The sequence below is a fragment of the Corallococcus terminator genome (assembly GCF_003611635.1).
In the GTDB taxonomy this organism is placed as follows: Bacteria; Myxococcota; Myxococcia; order Myxococcales; family Myxococcaceae; genus Corallococcus; species Corallococcus terminator.
Window position 1 is genome coordinate 1 of record NZ_RAVZ01000085.1, and the last position, 20,174, is coordinate 20,174.

Consider the following 20,174-nt stretch of genomic DNA (forward strand, 5'->3'; position numbering starts at 1 on the left):
GGAATACGAGCTAGCCTCCGGTCTCGTGGGCTCGGAGATGTGTATAGGAGACAGGGCCCGACGGGTCGGACTGGTTCACCGGATCATTCATCGCGAACGCGTAGGTGTTCGTGGTGGCCGCCGTGCGGGGAAGGAAGAGCGGATCCCGGCTCAGGAACCGGCCCAGGACAGGGTCGTAGATGCGAGCCCCCAGGTTCGCCAGGCCGAAGGCCGCGAGCGCATCCCCGCCGTTCCATTGCGCGGACGTGTAGAGGCTCGTGCCCGGCGTCGCCGTGCCGGACGAGCTGGCTTCGCCGAAGGGCTCGTAGTGCACCCGTTGCACGAAATCGCCGTTGCCGTCCATGAAGTGACGGCCGCCGCGCGACTCCCCGAACGGGTAGATCCAGCCTCCCTTGTGGCCCCTGCGGCTGGCGACGATGCCGCCCGCGCCCGGGATGTTGCGCGTGATGACGGACTCCACGGAGCCGTTCACCACCCGGTCCCGGCGCTCGAGCAGGTTGCCCATCTGCCACTCATGCCGTGCGTCGACGGCGTTCGCTCCCTGAAGGTCGATTTCGAACAGGGTGCCCAGCGCGCCATGGTGGAACGTGGCCTGACCGTTCAGGTCGGAGATGGAGCGCACGGCACCGGACGGGAAGTAGCTCAGCGAGCGCATCCCTCCGGGCGTGGGCTGGGACACGACGTTGCCCCGGGCATCATGGAGGACGTTGCAGAGCGTGCCCCCCAGGCCCCCGTTGCCGTAGCCGACGCGGCAGAGCTGATCGCGGTCGGTGGAGCGATAGCTGAGCGCGGCGTCCTTGTCGGCCGTCAGGTCGTTCTTCGTGAGGACGTTGCCGAGTGCGTCGTAGGTGAAGCCCCACCGGGACAGCGACAGCAGGCTGTTGGAGCGCACCGAGCCCGCGAGCCGCCCCAGCGCGTCGTAGGTGTGCGTGGTCGTGACGCCCGTGGCCAGGCCGTTGTCCAGCTCCACCCGCGACTTCTCACGGCCCATCGGATCATGACCCTGGCGGACGATGCGCCGGGACCCGACCGAGGAGGCGATGCTCGCTTCGCGCAGCATCCGCCGGCCCACGTCGGCGTAGACGGTGTAGGACTGGGTCGCTCCTCCGTGCAGGGCCTTGCGGACGCGCCCGAAGACATCAATCGCCTCCGCCAGGTACAGCTCCTGCTTGTCCGAGTACCGCACCTGGGTCAGCCGGTTCGCGGAGTCGTACTGATAGGTGGCGCCTTCATATTCGTAGTCGGTGTCGGGCAGATGGAAGCCCACCTCCGCGAGCGCGCCGTCCGCGCGGTAGCGCATCTTCTCCACGTAGGTGGTGCCCGTGCTGTCGATGAACGTGCGCGCGTTCGGCCGGCCCTGGGCGTCGTAGCTGTAATAGACATGGCCGGCTGGGGACGCCGTCCGTGCAAGCCGCCCCAGCACGTTCGTCGGCAGGACGAGGGACGTGGCGCTCACCCCGACGTCGTAGAAGTAGTCGTGCTCCGTCTCCGGCTCCACCACGCCGTTGGTCAGCTCCTCCTGGTGCTTGAGGCGGCTCAGGGCGTCGTACTGGGTGATCAGCCGGTGGTACGCGGCGGGCGAGCGGGTCGTGTCAATCCAGCTCACCTCCAGGGGATCGCCCCAGTGGCTGTACGTCGCGCTCTGCAGGGCGCCCTCGGGATCCTTCCATTCGATGGGCTGCCCGAAGGAGTCATACGTCCAGGTGGACTGCACCGGACTGCCCGGCGCGACCGGCTCCAGGAACCGGGTCATGCTGGTGAGGTGGCCCAGGCGATCATGGGTGAAGGTGGCGTGTTCCAGCCGCGCCGTGCCCTTCAGCGTCGAACGGGACAGCACGCGGCCGGCGGCCGTCATCGTGGCGGTCCTCGTCACACCCGCCTGCGCGCTGCCCGCGAGCAGGGAGGACGCGTCGCTGACGGACACCACCTCCTGGTTGTTCGCGTACGAGCGGGTGAAGCAGGTGGGGTAGCGCTCGGCGGCCTCGTCCGTCGTGCTGTCGAGGGTCTGGGGGCCATGGCCCTGGATGTTGCAGAGCGGCGTGCCGTCCGCGTTGAAGTAGGCCGTCGTCCCGTAGGTGGTCGCCGCCGCCTGCGAGGTGGGGTACGGGTCGGCCATGAACTTCACCCGGCCGAAGCTGTCGTAGGTGCGCTCGCCGAGGATCATCTTCTCGTAGGCGTAGTCCCCGCCCAGCTCCAGCACGGTGCGGCGCTCGCGGCCGAGCTCGTCCACGGAGGCCGTCGCGGTGCGGCCCGGGGCGGAGGCCTCGGTGCCGGGGATGACGGGCTCGTCGAAGACCTTGGCGACGATCCTCCGGCCGTTGGGGTCCGTGCCGGAGAAGCCCAGGTAGGCGGTCGTGGACATCACCCCGAGCGAGCCCCCGGGGGGCGTCAGGGTGGTGCGCACGGGCCGGCCGAAGCCGTCGTAGTCGGTGCCCTCCCGGGTCTGGTTCTCGTCGAGCGTGCTCAGCGCATCCAGGCTGATGGGGTCTCGCGTGGTGGTGCTGATGAGGGCCGGAAGTCCCGTGGCATCCGTGCGCTGCGACACCGGCATGAGCCCGAACGCATCATGGGTGAGGGTCTCGACACGCAGGGCGCCATCCTCGCGCTGACGGGTGACGCTGATGACGTTGCCCGTGAGGCTGTCGTAGGTGGCGTCGTAGAGGCGCACCGACCCCAGCAGGGCGCCGGTCTTCGTCTGGTAGCGGTCGCGGGTGTGGGAGGTAGGGCGGCCCGCGGAGACGCTGCCGGAGGCCAGGCCGTCGTAGGTCCAGGACTCGGAGGCGTACGTCAGGTACGGAGTCTTGTCGCAATACCAGTACCGCCGTGAGCGCAGGGCGTGGAGCATCCGGGGGCCGGTGCCCGTGGGCGTGGCGTATTGCGTTTCGATACAGATGTCGTCGTCGCTCTGGGCGAGGTCGTTCTTGTGGAAGACATTGAGGATGCGCCCCTGGTCATCGATGGCGCGCACCTCCGACGCGCTCTGCACGTTGTTGGTGGACGGCGGCGCGGCCTGGCCCCGCCACGAGCGGGTGGCGGACGCATGGAGGAAGCCGTGCGCCGAGCAGGTGAAGAAGTCCGTGGAGGAGCCCAGGGCCTCGTTCAACGACAGGGCGTAGCTGTACGGATAGACCATCTCCAGGCAGTCCGCGGCCGTCGTGCTGGCGCCCGGGGTCTCCTCGAAGACCTTCGAGGCCCAGTCGTAGTGCGTGGCACCCAGCCGGCGCGAGTCGGTGTTGACGTCGAGCCCGAGCAGCACCCAGGGGTCGGTGCCGAGGGCGCTGAACTTCGTGATGTCACGCACCTTTCCGGCCCGCAGGTAGCGATTGAAGCGGTCGTTCTTGGTGGTGACGTCCGCGGCGGTGAACTCCGGCAGCGGGTAGGTGTCCGTGAGGGTCGCGATGCCCTCGTAATTGATGACCGCCTTCAGGTACGGGCTCTGCTTGACGGTGGAGCGCAGGGCGACGGAGCGCTGATAGCCGGGCAGGGTGAAGGACTGGAGCAACGAATTGTATTTGAGCTCCGCGCCGCCATACGCGTAGCGCGTCGCGACCAGCGTGCCTCCCAGGCCCTGGGTTCCGGTGGTCTCCACCGACGTGGCGACGACCTCCGGGAAGGGCACCTGGTGCGCCATCAGCGTGTCCTCCTTCGCGGAGCGGTAGCCGATCGTCGTCCTGGCGCCGTAGCCGTTGTCCATCTGGACGAGTCGCCCCGCTTCGGGCTTGCCGGGCCGGCTGCCGCCGACGAGCTGGTACACGAACAGGCTGGAGCTGCCGAGCCCCACCACCTCCGGCATGCCGTCCCCGTCGAGGTCGTAGAGCCCCCGTTTCGTGAGGGATTCCCAGCCGTCACAGCGCTCCAGCTCCGTCGACAGGGTGAAGGCCGTGACCGAGCCATCCACTTCGATGCTCACGGGCGGGGCGAACCCGGCGCCGGTGCCCACGAAGACGAACCACTCGTCGGTGAACCTGTCCTTCTCGATGAAGTCGGGGATGCCGTCGCCCGTGAGGTCCCGTATGCCCATCTCGTGCGAGGCGTAGAACGTCGTGGTGCCGGGCGGACGCGGGTTGGGGACGAGGCAGGACTGCTCCTGGGTGCTCTTCTGGAGGCTGATGCTCGGCGGCCGCGAGACGGACGGCAGGGTCAGTTGGACCTTGCTGAAGCCACTGCCCGTGCCCAGGGAGACGGACTTCCCGTTCACGACCCGGTCGACGAGGGCATCGCCGTTGACGTCGACGAGGGTGCAGCTCATTCCTTGATAATCGAGGGAGCTCTCCGCGACCCACCAGAGGCCGACACCGCAGGGGGCCCCCGTCTGGAGGGTGATGGGGGATGAGAAGGGATTGATGCCTTCGTTGCTGTCCGTCAGGGCCAGGCCGGCGACGTTGATCACGGCCTCGATCTGGTTGCCGTTACCCGCGAGCGGCTGCAGGTGGTAGGCGCGCTTGGTGTTGATGGCGTGTCCTTCGCCGTCACCCTGCCTGGGCTCCGGCGGGGGATCGGGCTGCAGGACGACCCGGGACGAGTTGAAGACCAGGTCCGGAAAGCCATCGCCATTGAGGTCCTTCAGCTCCCATTCGGTGAACGTCTGCTCATTGTCGGCTTCGAGCAGCCCGTTCGCGTATTGCGCACCGCAGAAGCCGTTGTCCCAACCGTCGGGATAGTCCATCCATCGCACGCCGTTGAAGCGCCAGCAGGCGCCGCGTATCTGGTCCCGTCCGCTGGTGCGGCTGGCGAGGGGCAGGTAGTTGCCGCCAAGGGGGTGTCCCCGGGCGGCGAGGGTGCTGTAGAGGGCGCTGATGTTGTAGGTGCGCTGCAACCAGGTGATGCCGGAGGCTCCGGTTCCCGGGGTGTTCAGGTAGACGATCCACTTGCCGGCCTGCTTGCTGGCGTCGATGACATCCACGCGACCGTCGCCATTCACGTCGATGGCCTGTCGCCACGTCCGGTTGTAGTTGAGGGCGGTGGCATCGGTGGAGAAGCGGCCGAGCGCCGCGCTCTGGACCTCCCAGGGGCCGGTCGCGAAGGTGGTGTCCGCGAGCTGGGCGACGCCTGTCCCCGCGCCGAGCGTGGTGGTGCCGCCCGCGGCGGGGCGGTTGAGCGCCACCCACAGCTTGTCGTTCTTCTTGAAGACGACGTCAGGCCGTCCGTCGCCCGTCACGTCGGTCAGGCTCTGCCAGGTGACGAAGCCCGTTCCGCCGCCGGCCGGCGGATTGTAGAGGGTGTTCACGGTGGTGCCGGAGATCTGCCCGGTGTGCACGCCGGTCGGCTGCGCCACGGTCTGCGTCAGTTGGTACTTGAGCTTGTTGTCGGTCGTCGCGCTCCCGTAGCCGAAGCTCGCGACCGGCAGCGCGACGGAGGCCTCCGGGGTACCCTGCCGGCCCGACTGCTGCACGGCGCTCAGGCGCGGCTGTTTCGTGTCCGCGTCCGGCAGGTAGGTGAAGGAATAGCGGCTCAGCCGCGTGAGCCCGCTGGCACACGTCGCCCGGCTCCCCACGTCGAGCGTGCTCAGGGTGCGCAGCCGCGTCATCACGCGGTCCGCCATCATGGACAGGCGCAGGGGGGACGCCTCATTGGCGCCGTAGGTGAAGGTGAGCTCGTTCTTGTAACAGCCCTCCTGCGGGTGCTTGTTGTAGCGGACGTACCTCAGGTCCAGCGTGACGCCGCTGGCCCCGGTCGCCCCCGGCAGCGCGGGCGTGGAGAGTTCGTATTCGAGCTGGACGGGGTTCCCGTTGGTGCCGGTGATGGAGGTGAGCAGCCACAAGCCGACCCCGGTGAGGTCCGAGTGCTCGTGGAAGGTCCAGGTGCGGCCCTCGCCGTCGTACATCACCCAGGCGACGCCCTCCTGCTTGACCAAGAGGTCGGGCGCGTCCGTGCGCGCCACCCACGTGGTCCCCTTGGGCACCAAGTCGATCATCTGCCCCTGGAGTGACAGCAGGACCTGCTCCATCGCCACCGGCGCTTCGCCTCCCCAACCGTGCTTGGGCTTGCGGTTCGCGAAGGTGGTGTCCCGGCGGATGTACGTGAGCGGGATGTCCCAGCCCAGGCCTACCGCGCCCACGCCCCGGGAGCCGGACCCGATGGAGACCGGGACGGGCAGGCCGCCGCGTGCGTTGGGAAGGTCCAGCGGGATGGAGGCCGAAAAGCCTCCGGACGCATTCACGCTGCCCGGCTCCGTGCCGGTGTCCGAAGCGCGCCCTCCGTAGTGGCCGCCGGTGGGAGCGATCTGCCCCACAACCAGGCCCGGCCACATCGCCGTGACAAGACCCATGGCAAGACCCAGCCACGGGTTCCAAGACATCCTCTTCATGTGTGTACCCCCTCAGGTACGCCCTACACGTTCGCCGTTGCCGACGCCCCGGGGGCTCTGATAACTGAAAATCAGGATAATTGGAAGTCCCCGGGGTGAGACCCAGGGCCCCGCCCGCGCCAGCTTGCCTTCAGGACCCGCGAAAAGCAGTGTCTGGATTGAAATTTGTTTGTTCAATCCCCATTTCATGTGACGCCGTGAGTCCGGTGTCTTGGGTTATGTGTCGCTCGCAGGGCGCACTCCATTTTAAACCTGTGTTTAAGAGCCCTTCACGCGCTGGTTGTTGGTGCTCCGCGGACTCGGGGTGTATTTTTGTTCCAGCAAGACGCTCGCTCGCCCGGTCAGAAGCACTGGAGCGCGACAAGGAACACGGGCCGCAGCAAACCCCTCTTTCTTCAAGGCAATGACACCATGGCTGGAAGACGCTTCTGCCTCCCTCTCGGCAACGGCATCAAGATTCCGGCACTGGCGCTCTGTGCCTCTGTCCTCGTGGCTTGTTCAGACAACCCCTCCACCGAGAATGATGCCGGCGTCAAGATGGATGCCGGGAGTCAGACCGATGCCGGCACTTCCGATGATGCTGGGATTGCCGACGCGGGGACTTCTCTCACGAACAGTTGCCTGGGGCCTTCGAGCGCCAACGTGGCCAATGCGAGGTTGCCAGCGGGGTACTGTGCATGGACCTGGGCGACCGTTACGGATCCGCGAGGGTTGATTGTCGCTCCGAACGGAGACGTACTGGTGGTCGAGCGCCGCGCGGGTCGAGTCACCGCGCTCTACGATTCGAACGGTGACGGCGTTTCGGATGCGTCCGAACGGGCGACGCTGGTCGAGGTCAGCGGGCTCAACCATGGCATCACGCTGCGCGACGGATATCTCTATGCCTCCTCCGCGACGCGCGTCCTGCGTTGGCCGTTCGCGACCGGAACGAGAGCAGCGTTGAGCGGCCAGGAAGAAGTGGTGACCGGCATCCCTTCGGGCGGCGTCGCGGGCGGCCATGTCACCCGGACGATTGTCTTCGACGCCGAAGGCCGCCTCTACGTGAGCGTCGGTTCAGCCGCGAACGTGGACAGCGATTCGACGCGCGCTCGCATTCGTCGCTTCACCGCGGCCCAGGTTCAGGCAGGCAACGTGGCTTTCACGGACGGCGAGGTGTTCGCCGATGGCCTTCGGAACGAAGTGGGCCTGCGTTTCGACAGCCAGGGCCGGCTGTGGGGTGTGGAGAACGAGCGCGACAATCTCAACCGCGCCGACCTCGGGGGTGACATTCACACCGACAATCCCGCTGAAGAGCTGAACCTCTTCGCCGAAGCGGGACGGTTCTACGGCTACCCCTATTGCTTCAGTGAGTTCCTGCTTCCGGCGGGTGTGGGAATGGGCCCGAGGACGCAGTGGGCGGATCCGGGCTTCATGAATGATGGCACCCACTCCGATGCGTGGTGCCGCGACGTCAACAATGTGGTGCCTCCGATGTTGGTGATGCCCGCTCACGTTGCGCCGCTCGACATCATCTTCTACGACGGCGCGTCCTTCCCGCCCGAGGTGGTCGGCGACGCCTTCGTCAGCTTCCACGGTTCCTGGAATCGACAGCCCGCCCAGGGCTACGAGGTGGCGCGGGTGGTGTTCGAGAACGGGTTGCCGGTTCGCTACGAGCCGTTCTTCGAGTTCAACGGCACCGGCGACACCTCCGCGAGCTGGCCGCACCGGCCGGTGGGGTTGGGTGTGGGCCCCCATGGCGAGCTCTTTGTGAGCAGCGACGCGTCAGGCCGAATCATCGCAATCGGCTACCAGCGATAACCAGACGCCCCGCGCTCGATTCTCCCGGCCTCACTTCTTCGGGGGCGCCTCCACCCCCGAGAAGACCAGCACTTGTTCCGGGAGCCGGGCGCCGCGGATCTCGACCGCTGAGACGGCGCTGTTCAGCTCAGCGAGTTCGGCCGACGTGAAGCCCACGTCGGCCGCCCCGATATTCTCGAGCATGTGCGCCATCTGGGTCGTCCCCGGGATGGGGACGACCCAGGGCTTTTGGGCCATCAGCCAGGCCAGTGCGATTTGGGCGGGCGTGGCACGCTTCCGCTCCGCCCAGTGCTTGAGCCGTTCGATGAGGGCCAGGTTGTGCGGCAGGTTCTCGGGAGCGAAGCGGGGCTCGATGCCGCGAATGTCGCCTGGAGCAAAGCGCGTCTTCGCGTCGATGGCCCCCGTGAGGAACCCCACGCCGAGCGGACTCCATGGCACGAAGCCGATGCCCAGCTCCTGGCAGAGCGGGAGGATGACCGCTTCGGGGCCACGCCACAGCATTGAGTACTCGTTTTGAACGGCGCTCACGGGCAGCGCGGCATGAGCGCGGCGCAGCGTCTGCGGCCCCATTTCGCACAGGCCCCAGTGCAGGACCTTGCCCTGGGCCATCAGGTCCTTGATTGCCCCGGCGACGTCCTCGATGGGGACCGCCGGGTCGACCCGATGCTGGTAGAGCAGGTCGATACGGTTGGTGCGGAGGCGCTTGAGCATGCCCTCGACGACCCGCTGGATGTGTTCCGGGCGGCTGTTGAGGCCTGGGCGGCGCTCGCCTGTTTCAAGGTCGATGTTCCAGCCGAACTTGGTTGCGATGACGACCTTGTCTCGGAACGGGGCGACGCCCTCGCCAAGAATGCGCTCGACCTCATGAGGACCGTACGCCTCGGCTGCATCGAAGAAGGTGACGCCCCGGTCGAAGGCGGTCCGGATGATGTTGAGCATCTCGGGCCGGCTCGGAACCGTGGTCTGGTAGGTGCGGCTCATGTTCTGGACGCCGAGCCCGACGCTGGAGACCTCCAGCGAGCCCAGTCTTCGCCGTCCGAGCGCAGTGGGGACAGGGAGCCTGCTCGGCGCCGCTGGCTTCGCGGAGACCTGTGAGGCCGCACAGCCCAGGAGCGGTGTGGCAGCCAGGGCTCCCGCCGACAGCAGCAAGGTGCGGCGTCCCATCGTGTTCTTGCGTTCTGATGCCATAGGCAGTCGTTGCCTCAATGCAATGCGTTCAGGGGATTCGGGTCGTCGCGCACGTGTCAGCTCCGGGCGACGTCACGGCGGTCGTTACGCCTCGGGGATCGCGCGGCTGTAATTGGCGAGGGTGATGCTGTCGGGGTCCGGTCCGCCGCGGACCTCTGTATCGAGCGCGTCGATGGCGGCCACCTGCTCGCGTGTGAGTTCGAAGTCGAAGACGTCGAAGTTCTCGTCGATGCGGGCGGGCTTGACCGACTTCGGGATCGCCGAGCGGCCCTTCTGCAGGTGCCAGCGGAGCATCACCTGGGCGGCCGACTTGCCGTACTGGCGCGCAATCCCAAGCAGCGTCGGATCGTCGAAGGGGGTCTTCTCGCGGCCCCCGTAGGCGATGATGCCGCCGATGGGCGACCAGGCCTGGGTCGCGATCCCGTGCTTCTCGTGCACGCGCTGCAGTGCCGTCTGCTGGAAGTACGGATGCACTTCAATCTGGTTCACGGCGGGCACGACGGACGCTGCGCTCAGCAGGCGCTCGAGGTGCTCGGGCATGAAATTGCTCACGCCAATCGCACGCACCCTGCCGTCCGCAAGCAGCTTCTCGAGCGCCCGGTAGGCTTCGAGGGTGCGGTCGAATGCCGACGACAGCGGCTGATGCAGGAGCAGGAGGTCGAGCCGCTCGACTCCGAGCTTGCGGGCGCTCTTGTCGAACGCATGCAGTGTTGCTTCGTAGCCGTAGTCGTTGATCCAGACCTTCGTCTCGATGAACACCGCGTCGCGGGCGATGCCGGAGCGACGGATGCCTTCTCCGACTTCGCGCTCGTTGAAGTACGCGGCGGCGGTGTCGATCAGCCGGTAGCCGGTCCTGAGGGCTGCCTCGACGGCACCCACGGTCTCGGCCGGCGGGCTCTGGAAGACGCCAAGCCCGAGGGCCGGCATCTGTACGCCGTTGTTGAGGGGGATGGATGGGCTCTTCGTGCTCATGGTCCTGTCTTCCCCGCGCGTTCGTTGCGCGGTTGGCGGCGGGCCTCGACTCAAGGTTCCTCACCAACGCGAGGAATGTAGCGGTGTGGGTGGCACGGAATTAGAGGGCCGGAGGGCAAAGGGCTTTAAAGCTACGGTTTAAAATGGTCGCTGCTAAGACGCTGCCCTGTCGGAGCGTCGGCGCCTGGGGCGCGGAGCACCGGCGGGCGCCCCATCGGGTGCCCAAGTGGGCGCCTCTCAATGAAGACGAACCTCCTGCCGCACCTTCAGACGTTCCTCGTGGTGGCGCGCCTCAAGAGCTTCAGCGCCGCGGCGCGGGAACTGGGCGTCACGCCTGCGGCGGTGAGCCAGTCCGTCCGCCAACTCGAGGAGCAGCTGCGGGTGGTGCTCTTCACCCGCACCACCCGCAGCATGGCGCTCACCGATGCCGGGCGTCGACTGCTGGAGGGCGCAGGGCCAGGCCTCAGTCAGGCGCTTGCCTCCCTGCAAGAGGTCTCGGCTGGGCCAGGCGAGGCGGTGGGGCGGCTGAAGCTGACGGTGCCGGAGATTGCCGTGCCCTATGTCGTCACGCCGGTGCTGCCGGCCTTCCGTGCGCGCCACCCGCGGGTGGACGTGGAGGTCGTCGTCGAGAACCGATTCGTGGACATCGTCGCGGAGGGCTACGACGCGGGCGTGCGCCTGCACGAGGCCATTGAGCGCGACATGGTGCAGGTGCGCCTCACCGGGGCCTTCCGCTTCGTCGTGGTGGCTGCCCCTGCGTACCTGGAGAAGCACGGCACGCCCCAGAAGCCCGACGACCTGCTGCGCCACGAGTGCTTCACCATCCGCATCCCCTCGAGCGGGACGCTCTACGCCTGGGAGCTGGAGCGGGGAAAGAGGAACTGGCGGGTGCCGGTGCGCGGCGGTGTCGTCACCAACCACCGTGAGCTGACGCAGGCCCTGGTGGCGCAGGGACTGGGATTGGCCTACGCCTTCGAGCCAGCGGTGAAAGAGGCGCTGCGCACGGGGCGGCTGGTGCGTGTGCTCAAGGAGTACGCGCCCACCGTGCCCGGCTTCTTCCTCTACTTCCCCAGCCGCGCACAGCGCTCGGTACCGCTGCGGCTGTTCATTGAAGTGGCCAAGGAACTGGCCGCCAAGACGATGTGACTCCGCCGTGCCTCCACCGCTGGTTCAAGGCCGGGCTGCTGCCCCGGCCCGGCTGAGCCGGCGTCCCGTGTCCACGCAGGGGCTCAGGAGCCCACGATTTCGACGGTCAGGGGCAGGGCGAGGGGGAAGGGCACGGTGCCGATGCAGTTGATGCTGTACGTGCCGGTGAGGGTGGCGTGGATCTTCGCTCCCTCCTCCTTGCCGCCGGTCCCCTGGGTGACGTTGAGCTGGACGGAGCAGGACTCCTGCTGGCCCTGCTCACCTTCGGTCGGGAACGTCATGTCGCAGGAGCCCGGGTTCACCTTGAAGGTGGACTCGCCCGTCATCGCCCCGGTCAGGTCGCACTCCAGGCCGGTGATGGCGAAGCGCAGGTCGGTCTTGGAGTTGGCTTCCTCGCCCACGACGAGCGTGGCCGGGAACGGGTCGGTGGCCTCGGGGACCCCCGTCACGATGAGGCTCAGCAGGACGGGGTGGACGCCCGACACGTTGGAGCGCGTGTCCTTGAGCTCCGGCGTCGTGTCGTCGTCATTCCCGCCATCGCAGGCGGCGCAGAAGAGGCAGAGGGCGGCGGCGGACGTCAGGGCAAGCGTGCGGAACATGGGGTTCATCTTCTTTCCGTAACCGGAGGAAGTACATCGGGGCGCCTGTGTGGACGCGCTCCGTTCATTGATATTCAGACAGACCCGGCGCGCGGCAGCGCCCGGGCCCGGGCCAGGTCGCGGGCCAGCTCCGCCTCCCGTGTCTGTCGTTGGGCCGGGGTGGGAAAGGTGATGGCCGCCAGGGATTCGACCGCGGCCGTGGCGATGCGGTCCACGCCGTCGCGGGACACGACGCCCGCGTGGAAGGCCTCCACCGCCGCGCCCACATAGGTATCGAAGAAGTAGACGTGCTGGGCGCGCCATTCGTCGCGCTTCGCCTCGGGCGTGGCCACCACGTCGTGGATGAACACGGCGCGCACCGCCTGGGGTTGGGTGGCGCGCATCCGGGCGCCGAACTCCACATCCCCCTGGCCGCTGTCGCCCACGAAGACGAAGCCGTATTCAGGGAAGAGGCGGGAGTACTGCTCGAAGTTCTCGAACTTCTTCTGCGCGATGCGCGTGTTGCCCAAGAGGTGGAAGAAGCTGCCGGAGAGCATCACCGCCAGCGGGACGCCGCGCTCGCGCAGGGACTCCAGCGTGGCGTTTTCGATGAGGCCCAGCGGATCCTGCGGCCGCGCGCTCACGAAGGTGAGGTCGCCAGAGCGGCCCGGGATGATGCCCGGCCCCCGGTCCAGCTCCTCGTAGAACGCGAGCACGCCCGGGTACACCGTCTTGGACGGGTAGCGCTTGTCCACCCAGTTGGCGAAGAACGTGTCGTCGATGTCGCTCAGCACCTTGTTCTCACCGCTGGGGACGGCCTCCGCTTCGCGCTGGAAGTGGGCGAGCAGTTCCGCGCGCAGGGCCGGGTCGTCCACGTCGTCGAACACCAGATGGGGCAGGTCGTGGTATTCGCCGCCCGCGTCGAGCAGGTTCTTGAACGCGGTCAATTCCCGGCCCTTGAGCCCGAGGAACAGGTCGCGCAGCCGCCGCTCCGCCTGCGCGTGCGTGGCGCCCTTCTGGAGCGCGGTGGTCAGCGACGCGCGCACCGGCAGGGACAGCTCCGGCGCGCGGTGCGTGCACAAGAGGTCCAGCAGTTCGGTGTGGTGGTCCGGCCCCACCAGCCGGTCATCCAGGTCCGACAACAGGCGCACGAGGTCCACGTTGGACAGGAGGAAGTTCAGCTCCTCGCCGGTGGCCCCCCGCAGCAGGTCCAGGATGCGGCGCTCGTCGTCCCGGTCCGTATGGCCGGTCATGTCCTTGCGCAGCGCCTGGAGCTTCGTCGTCGCGATGGACAGATCCACTGGAACTCCCCCGGTCCGGGCCCGGCATGGACCCCTGGTCCGCGAAGCGTACACCGTGACATGCGCGGTGGTTCCTGCTTCCCTTCCGGGCATGACGGCGTCCTCCCCCTTCAAGCCCCTGGAACTGCGGCCCGACGAGGTCCATGTCTGGCTCGTCGAACCCGAGCGCATCGACGACCCGCGCCTCCTGGCGGCCTACCTGCCCCTGCTGGATGTGCAGGAGCGTGAGAAGCAGCGGCGCTTCCACTTCGAGCGCCACCAGCGCCAGTACCTCGTGTCGCACGCGCTGGTGCGTCTGACGCTGTCGCGCTACGCGCCCGTCGCGCCGGAGGCGTGGCGCTTCGTCCCCAACGAGTACGGCCGTCCCGCCATCGTCGGCCCGGAAGGGCAGTGGCTGCGCTTCAACCTGAGCCACACCGACGGCATGGCGCTCATCGCGGTGGGCCGTGACGTGGACCTGGGCGCGGACATCGAGGACGCGCAGCGGCCGGGGGAGACCGTGGAGATCGCGGACCACTACTTCGCCCGCACGGAGGTACAGGCCCTGCGCTCCCTGCCCAAGGAGCGCCAGCGGGCGCGCTTCTTCGAGTACTGGACCCTGAAGGAGGCGTACATCAAGGCGCGCGGCGCGGGCCTGTCCCTGCCGTTGGATCAGTTCGCGTTCGACCTGGTGCCGGGCCAGATGCCCGCCATCGCCTTCGACCCCCGGATGGGGGACGTGCCGGACGTGTGGCAGTTCGTGCAGCACCAGCCGTCCGAACGCCATCAGGCGGCGGTGGCCTTCCGCCGGCCCCGGGGTGGCGCGCTCACCGTGCGCTGGCAGCACACCGTGCCGCTCGCGGGGGACTCCCCGCCGAGCTTCGTGACCGTCTAGGAGTGTGGTGGGGTAACGGGCAAGGAGCTGGATTGGGCGCGAGCGTCGGACAATGGCCGCTCGGGCCGGTGGCGCGTGCAAGGTGCGCGGGGGGGCTGATGCGCAGGGCCGCCGAGCCTCGTGTGTGGCTCGACGGCGTGGAGCGCCAGTGGCATCTGGGCTGCCAGTGACTCCGGGCCTCAGGCTCCGCCCGAGGCGTCGTGGAGCTTCAGCACGTAGAGGAAGTCCGGGATGGTGAGTCCGCGCGCCACGACGAGCCCGTCACGCAGGATGATCGTCTCCTCCAGCGAGTCGTGGAAGCGCGCCAGGGGCGTGGTTTCCATCCGGCGATGGAACGCGACGGGCTCGTCGCTGAGCACCTCCCAGTACGCGCGGCGCGTCACCTCATCGGGCTCCGCGTTACCATCGAGCACCTCTCTCGGCGCCCCCGTGGCGAGGTCGAAGAAGCGCGTCTTCTGGTCATCCGAGCGGGTGACGAGCACGTCCCCTTCCATGGCCACCAGGAACGGCGGCGCGGGGTGCTGTACCTCGTACATGAGCCGCCCCGTGTCCGCTTCATACAGGCGCACCCGGTCGTCCAGTGTGCACACGGCCACCCGCAGGCCATCCTCGGAGAGCCTCGCGGCGATGACCGGCTCTTCGGAGACCTGGAGCACGCGCCGGAAACCCGCGGTCAGGTCGAAGAGCTCGAGCTCACCCGAGGCCCGTCCCACCGCGATGCGCGGCACGCGCGCGGCCGCCGTGTACGCCACCGCGGGCTTCATCAAGGCCTGCGTGTCGAGCACAAGCCGGCCCGTCTTCACGTCGTGCACCTGGAGCCGGGAGGGCTCTTCATGGCCCGACACGACGTAGGCGCCGTCCGGGGTGAACTCCACCATCGTGACAGGGGCCTCGGGGCCCTTGAGTGTGTGGAGCAACTGGCCGTCGGCCACGCGCCACACTCGCACCACGCCCAGCTCGAACGTCCCCGCGAGCAGCGTCGTGTCCGGGGAGAAGGTCATGACCTGCTTCATCGTCATCTTCCTGGACGCATCCCGTCCCTCCAGCGGCTTCCCGGTCAGCTCCATCCTCGGTGCGAGGCGTGCCAGGTCGAACAACTGGATGCCCCGTCGCCACCCGTCCTCCAGGTAGCTCGTGACGGGATAGGCGGCCAGCGCGTCGTTCCCGCTGAAGCGCCAGGCATGCAGGTTGGATGCATTGGCCTCGGGCGGTGGCTCGCGTACGTGGCCCTGGGCATCGATGACGAGCATGCCATCCATCCGCATCGCGACGGCCAGGGCTCCCTCGGCCCGTCCCCACAGGTGCTTCACGCGGTGCTGCTCGCAGAGGAGCCTGGGGGGAGTGGGCGCATCGAGCCGGCTCAGCAGCACACCGCCATCGACGGCCGTCAGCGCGAAGTGCTTCAGGTCCGGCGAGAAGGCCGCGCCGCGCTCGTGCCCGTCCGAGGAATAGGGACGCGACCACACCGAGGCGCCGTCCTTCACGTCCAGCACCTCCAGCCGGTCGTACCCCAAGAGGCCCAGCCGCGAGGTCCCCAGCCACTGCACGTGGGAGTAGCGCGAGCCCCCCTGGATGCCGCGCACCCGCTGCCAGGTCTTCGTCTCCGCCACGCCGACGTCGTCGAGGTCCGCCCACGCGAGCCACTCGCCGTCCGGGCTGAAGGCCACGGTGCTCACGGAGCGCTGCGCATCCAACCGCGCCACCTGCTCGCCCGTGGCCACTTCCCACACGCGCACCGTGTCGTCCGACGCGCCCGACACGAGCCAGCGTCCCGAGGGATGGAACGCCACGCTCAGCACGGACTGCTGGTGCCCCTTGAGCGTGCGGACCTTCTCACCCGTGTCCAGGTCATACAGGTGGATGAGCCAGCCGAGATTGGCCACCGCCAGCAGCGTGCCATCCGGGCTGAAGGCCACCGACGTCACCTGTCCCTCCTGACGGCGGAACAGGTGCAGGTGCTCTCCCGTCTCCACGTCCCAGACGCGCGCTTCATGCGCCCTGGAGCCCGAGGCCAGTTGCTTGCCATCCGGGCTCCACGAAATCCCGCGCACCTCCATCTCGTGGCCCTCCATCACCCGGAGTTGCTTGCCCGTCGCCACGTCCCAGACGTGGACGTTGTTACCGTCGGCGTGCGAGCCGTCGGAGTACGAGCCGGTGGCCAGCCGCGTCCCCGTCGCATCGAAGGCCGCGCACAACACCTGGGACTCGTGCCAGAGGTACACGTCGGCACCCTCCAGCGCGCCACGCAGCGGCAGGAGGGACTCCACCCAGGGCGCGCCGCCGGAGGACTCGCGCTGCCGTCGCCACCAGGCCGCGAGCTGGTGGAGGTGCGCCTCCGGGTCGTCCCAGGGGCCCTGGCCCGTGACGGAGAAGTGCCGCGCGGCGTCTGGCGCGTCGTACCAGCGCAGCCGGTTGTAGAGGCACTGGAAGAGTGCCTCGGGGTGCTCGCGCAGGAAGTCCGCGTCGAGGGTGACGGCCTTGCGCAGCACGCCGAGCGTCCGAGGCCCCACGGTGGGGCCGTCCTCGTGCAGCACGCGCGTGTTCGCGGGCGTCCGGGCGAGCGCGTCGTCGAGCGCGGCGAGCAGCCCGTCCACCCCTTCGGCGTCGATGAGGGCTTCGAGGGTGGAGAGCTCGGTAAGGGATGCGAGGTCTTGGTGCATGGGGGCCTTCGCCGCGAGGTGCGGGGGGGACGCATTCTCGCGGCGACCCTCCGCCGGCTTCAATGGGCGAGTGCCCGGCGCGTCGCAGAGCTGGTGAAGGAGTGGGCCCGGGCTCCGAGCGCTCACTGCCTCGGGACTACAGTCGCGGCAGACACGACAGGCCGGGGGACAGCCCCTAGGGGACGGCCGTCATCCAGCGCGTCAGGTCCTCACGCACGGCTTCCAATACCGGCTGCCCGTGCGTGCGGATGAAGAAGTGGCCCCCGTCGAACTGGCGGATGCGCACGTCGGCGGTGGACTCGTCGCGCCAGTGCTCGATGAGGTTCTGGCCCACGTGCTTGTCCGTCCTGCCGCCGTACACGGACAGCGGGATGTCCAGCTTCGCCGTGTCCTTGCCATCTCCGGACCACGCGAGCCCGAAGTCCGCGCGCAGCGTGGGGAGGATGAGCTCCAACAGCTCCTTGTGCTGGAGGACCTCCTCCGGCGTGCCATCGTAGTCGCGCAGCTTCGCGATGAAGCCCGTGTCATCCAACTGGTGGATGGGCTCCCGGTCGTTGTGGGACGGTGGCGGCGCGGCGGCCGCGATGAAGCCCAGGGGCCGGGGACCGCCCTGGGTGCGCAGCCTCCGGGCCACCTCCAGGCCGATGCGCGCGCCCATGCTGTAGCCGAACAGCGCGAAGGGCCGGTCCATCAGCGGCAGCAGCACCGGCATCAGCGCGTCCATCAGCTCCGGCAGCGCCTTGTAGGCCGGCTCCATCAGGCGCCGCTCGCGGCCGGGCAACTGCACCGCGCACAGCTCCACGCCCGCGGGCAGGGCATTGGCCCACGGCGTGTAGATGGCCGCGCTCCCGCCGGCGAAGGGCAGGCAGAACAGGCGCAGGCGAGGCTCCGGCAGCGGCTTGCGGGACGGAAACCAGCGATCAGGGGCGGAAGGACTCGGAGGGGGCGCGCTTCGCATGGGACGGCCGTCTATACCATGCGCCCCCGTCCGGGAACGGCTTCCCGCACCCGGCGTGGGGGCCGCCAGCCGCGGGCCGGGCATGCCCGGGGACACCGCCGTCCTGACAGGTAGGACGGTGATGTTTCACCGCCTGTTTTCACGGGTCGCATCCGGTGTGTTCTGGGTGGGAGCGGGCCTCCGGAAGGCCGCTCCGGCTGTGCTACCTTTCGCGCCCGTGAGCTACGCGCTTTCACATCTCCAGGTGTTGGAAGCCGAGTCCATCTTCATCATCCGGGAGGTCGCGGCGGAGCTGGACCGGCCGGTGCTGCTCTTCTCCGGGGGCAAGGACTCCGCGGTGATGCTGCACCTGGCGGTGAAGGCCTTCTGGCCGGCGCCGCTGCCGTTTCCCCTGCTGCACGTGGACACGGGGCACAACTTCCCGGAGGTCCTCCAGTATCGCGACGAACGCGTGGCGGAGCTGGGCGCGCGGCTCATCGTCGCGTCCGTGCAGGACGCCATCGACGCGGGGCGGGTGACGGAGGAGAAGGGCCCGCGCGCGTCGCGCAACCGCTTGCAGACGCAGCCCCTGCTGGAGGCCATCGAGCAGCACGGCTTCAACGCCGTCCTGGGTGGCGCCCGGCGGGATGAGGAGAAGGCCCGCGCGAAGGAGCGCGTGTATTCCTTCCGCGACGAGTTCGGCCAGTGGGACCCGAAGAACCAGCGGCCGGAGCTGTGGAGCCTCTACAACGGCCGCCACCGCCGGGGCGAACACCTGCGGGTGTTCCCGCTGTCCAACTGGACCGAACTGGACGTCTGGCAATACATCGAGCGGGAGGGCGTGGCGCTGCCGTCCCTGTACTCCTCGCACCGGCGCGAGGTGTTCCTCCGCGACGGGATGCTGATGGCGGCATCGCCCTTCCTGCCCACGCTGCCCGGCGAAACGGTGACGACGCAGGCCGTGCGCTTTCGCACCGTGGGCGACATGACGTGCACCGCGTGCGTGGCGTCCACCGCTTCCACGGTGGAGCAGGTCCTCGCGGAGCTGCTGGCGTCGCGGGTGACGGAGCGCGGGGCCAGCCGCGCCGACGACAGGTTCAGTGACACGGCGATGGAAGACCGCAAGCGCGAGGGGTACTTCTAGTGGAGCTGCTGAGGCTCGCGACCGCGGGCTCCGTGGATGACGGCAAGAGCACCCTCATCGGGCGGCTGCTGTTCGACACGAAGTCCCTCCGGGAGGATCAGCTCGCGGCGGTGGAGCGCACCAGCCACGCGCGGGGGGACGAGTACGTCAACCTGGCGCTGCACCTGGACGGGCTGAAGGCCGAGCGCGAGCAGGGCATCACCATCGACGTGGCGTACCGCTCCTTCGCCACGGCGAAGCGCAGGTTCATCATCGCGGACACGCCGGGACACTGGCAGTACACGCGCAACATGGTGACGGGCGCGTCCACGGCGGACCTGGCGCTCATCCTGGTGGATGCGCGCAAGGGCGTGCTGGAGCAGACGCGACGGCATGCGTTCATCGCGTCGCTCCTGCGCGTGCCGCACCTGGTGCTGTGCGTGAACAAGATGGACCTGGTGGACTACGACGCGGGCGTCTTCGAGCGCATCCGCGAGGAGTTCCGCCAGTTCTCCATGAAGCTGGACATGTCGGACCTGTCGTTCATCCCCATCTCCGCGCTGGGCGGGGACAACCTGGTGACGCGTTCGACGAAGATGCCCTGGTACCAGGGGGCCACGCTGCTGCACCACCTGGAGAACGTGCACATCGCGTCCGACCGCGACCTCATCCACCTGCGGTTCCCCGTGCAGGGCGTCATCCGGCCCGCGTCCGCGAAGAAGTTCCATGACTACCGCGCCTGCACCGGCCAGCTCCTGGGCGGCGTGATGCGGCCGGGCGACGAGGTGAGGGTGCTGCCGTCCGGCTTCACCACGCGCATCAAGGCGCTGGAGTTCGCGGGCAGGCCGGTGGCGGAGGCGTTCCCGCCCATGTCGGTGAGCGTGTTGCTGGAGGAGGAGCTGGATGTCAGCCGCGGCGACATGCTGTGCCGCCCGGGCAACCCGCCCACCGTGGGACAGGACATCGACGCGATGGTGTGCTGGCTGTCGGACCAGACGGTGCTCAATACCGGGGCGCGGCTGGCCATCAAGCACACCACCCGCGTGGCGCGCGCGCTGGTGAAGAAGCTGCACTACCGGCTGGACGTCAACACCCTGCACCGCGACGACCAGAGCCCCGGCCTGAAGCTCAACGAGGTGGGCCGCGTCACGCTGCGCACGACGGCGCCGCTCTTCTTCGACGCGTACCGGCGCAACCGAGGCACCGGTGGCTTCATCCTCATCGACGAAAACAGCAATGCCACCGTGGGCGCCGGGATGATCCACGGCCCCGCCGTGGAGAGGTAGGCCGA

The 20,174-nt window shown here is 68.5% G+C and carries 12 protein-coding genes; 5 read left to right on the plus strand and 7 right to left on the minus strand.

Going from position 1 to position 20,174, the window contains the following annotated elements; all coding sequences use genetic code 11:
- Positions 1-10: 10 nt before the first annotated feature.
- Positions 11-6,307 (minus strand): RHS repeat-associated core domain-containing protein, encoded by a 6,297-nt coding sequence (locus tag D7V88_RS14630; protein ID WP_147448740.1) that lies wholly within the window; start codon positions 6,305-6,307, stop codon positions 11-13.
- 312 nt (positions 6,308-6,619) lie between these two features.
- Here D7V88_RS14630 and D7V88_RS14635 point away from each other — a divergent pair, with 312 nt between their 5' ends.
- A complete protein-coding gene (locus tag D7V88_RS14635) occupies positions 6,620-8,104 on the plus strand; it encodes a PQQ-dependent sugar dehydrogenase (RefSeq protein WP_147448741.1) in 1,485 nt (494 codons plus the stop codon).
- A gap of 30 nt (positions 8,105-8,134) precedes the next feature.
- On the opposite strand, the gene D7V88_RS14640 is transcribed toward D7V88_RS14635, so the two are convergent.
- Both D7V88_RS14640 and D7V88_RS14645 read right to left on the minus strand, forming a co-directional pair.
- Complete coding sequence (locus tag D7V88_RS14640) at positions 8,135-9,292, minus strand: aldo/keto reductase (RefSeq protein ID WP_120541262.1); 1,158 nt, start codon at positions 9,290-9,292, stop codon at positions 8,135-8,137.
- Between the two features lie 84 nt (positions 9,293-9,376).
- On the minus strand, positions 9,377-10,264 hold the full coding sequence (locus tag D7V88_RS14645) for an aldo/keto reductase (protein ID WP_120541263.1): 888 nt from the start codon (positions 10,262-10,264) through the stop codon (positions 9,377-9,379).
- 240 nt (positions 10,265-10,504) lie between these two features.
- Here D7V88_RS14645 and D7V88_RS14650 point away from each other — a divergent pair, with 240 nt between their 5' ends.
- The gene (locus D7V88_RS14650; RefSeq protein WP_120541264.1) at positions 10,505-11,410 is read left to right on the plus strand and encodes a LysR family transcriptional regulator; all 906 of its coding nucleotides are present in this window, start codon (positions 10,505-10,507) and stop codon (positions 11,408-11,410) included.
- An 83-nt stretch (positions 11,411-11,493) separates the two neighbouring features.
- Here the strand turns inward: D7V88_RS14650 and D7V88_RS14655 are convergent, their stop codons facing one another.
- Positions 11,494-12,009 carry a hypothetical protein gene (locus tag D7V88_RS14655; RefSeq protein ID WP_147448742.1) on the minus strand — a complete coding sequence of 172 codons (516 nt, stop codon included), beginning with the start codon at positions 12,007-12,009 and terminating at the stop codon, positions 11,494-11,496.
- A 74-nt stretch (positions 12,010-12,083) separates the two neighbouring features.
- On the minus strand, positions 12,084-13,289 hold the full coding sequence (locus D7V88_RS14660; RefSeq protein ID WP_120541266.1) for a phosphatase domain-containing protein: 1,206 nt from the start codon (positions 13,287-13,289) through the stop codon (positions 12,084-12,086).
- A 91-nt stretch (positions 13,290-13,380) separates the two neighbouring features.
- On the opposite strand from D7V88_RS14660, the gene D7V88_RS14665 reads away from it, so the two are divergent.
- Positions 13,381-14,163: a 4'-phosphopantetheinyl transferase family protein gene (locus D7V88_RS14665; RefSeq protein WP_120541267.1), complete on the plus strand. Its 783-nt coding sequence runs from the start codon at positions 13,381-13,383 to the stop codon at positions 14,161-14,163.
- A 179-nt stretch (positions 14,164-14,342) separates the two neighbouring features.
- Here the strand turns inward: D7V88_RS14665 and D7V88_RS14670 are convergent, their stop codons facing one another.
- Both D7V88_RS14670 and D7V88_RS14675 read right to left on the minus strand, forming a co-directional pair.
- Positions 14,343-16,823, minus strand: coding sequence for a WD40 repeat domain-containing protein (locus D7V88_RS14670; RefSeq protein ID WP_120541268.1), 2,481 nt, complete (start codon positions 16,821-16,823; stop codon positions 14,343-14,345).
- A gap of 175 nt (positions 16,824-16,998) precedes the next feature.
- The gene (locus D7V88_RS14675) at positions 16,999-17,781 is read right to left on the minus strand and encodes a thioesterase II family protein (RefSeq protein ID WP_120541269.1); all 783 of its coding nucleotides are present in this window, start codon (positions 17,779-17,781) and stop codon (positions 16,999-17,001) included.
- 217 nt (positions 17,782-17,998) lie between these two features.
- Between D7V88_RS14675 and cysD the strand changes: the two genes are divergently transcribed.
- Both cysD and D7V88_RS14685 read left to right on the plus strand, forming a co-directional pair.
- On the plus strand, positions 17,999-18,904 hold the full coding sequence (gene cysD, locus D7V88_RS14680) for a sulfate adenylyltransferase subunit CysD (protein WP_244238150.1): 906 nt from the start codon (positions 17,999-18,001) through the stop codon (positions 18,902-18,904).
- Positions 18,904-20,169 (plus strand): sulfate adenylyltransferase subunit 1, encoded by a 1,266-nt coding sequence (locus D7V88_RS14685; protein WP_120541271.1) that lies wholly within the window; start codon positions 18,904-18,906, stop codon positions 20,167-20,169. Before cysD ends, D7V88_RS14685 begins: the two co-directional genes overlap by 1 nt.
- The last annotated feature ends 5 nt before the right edge of the window (positions 20,170-20,174 follow it).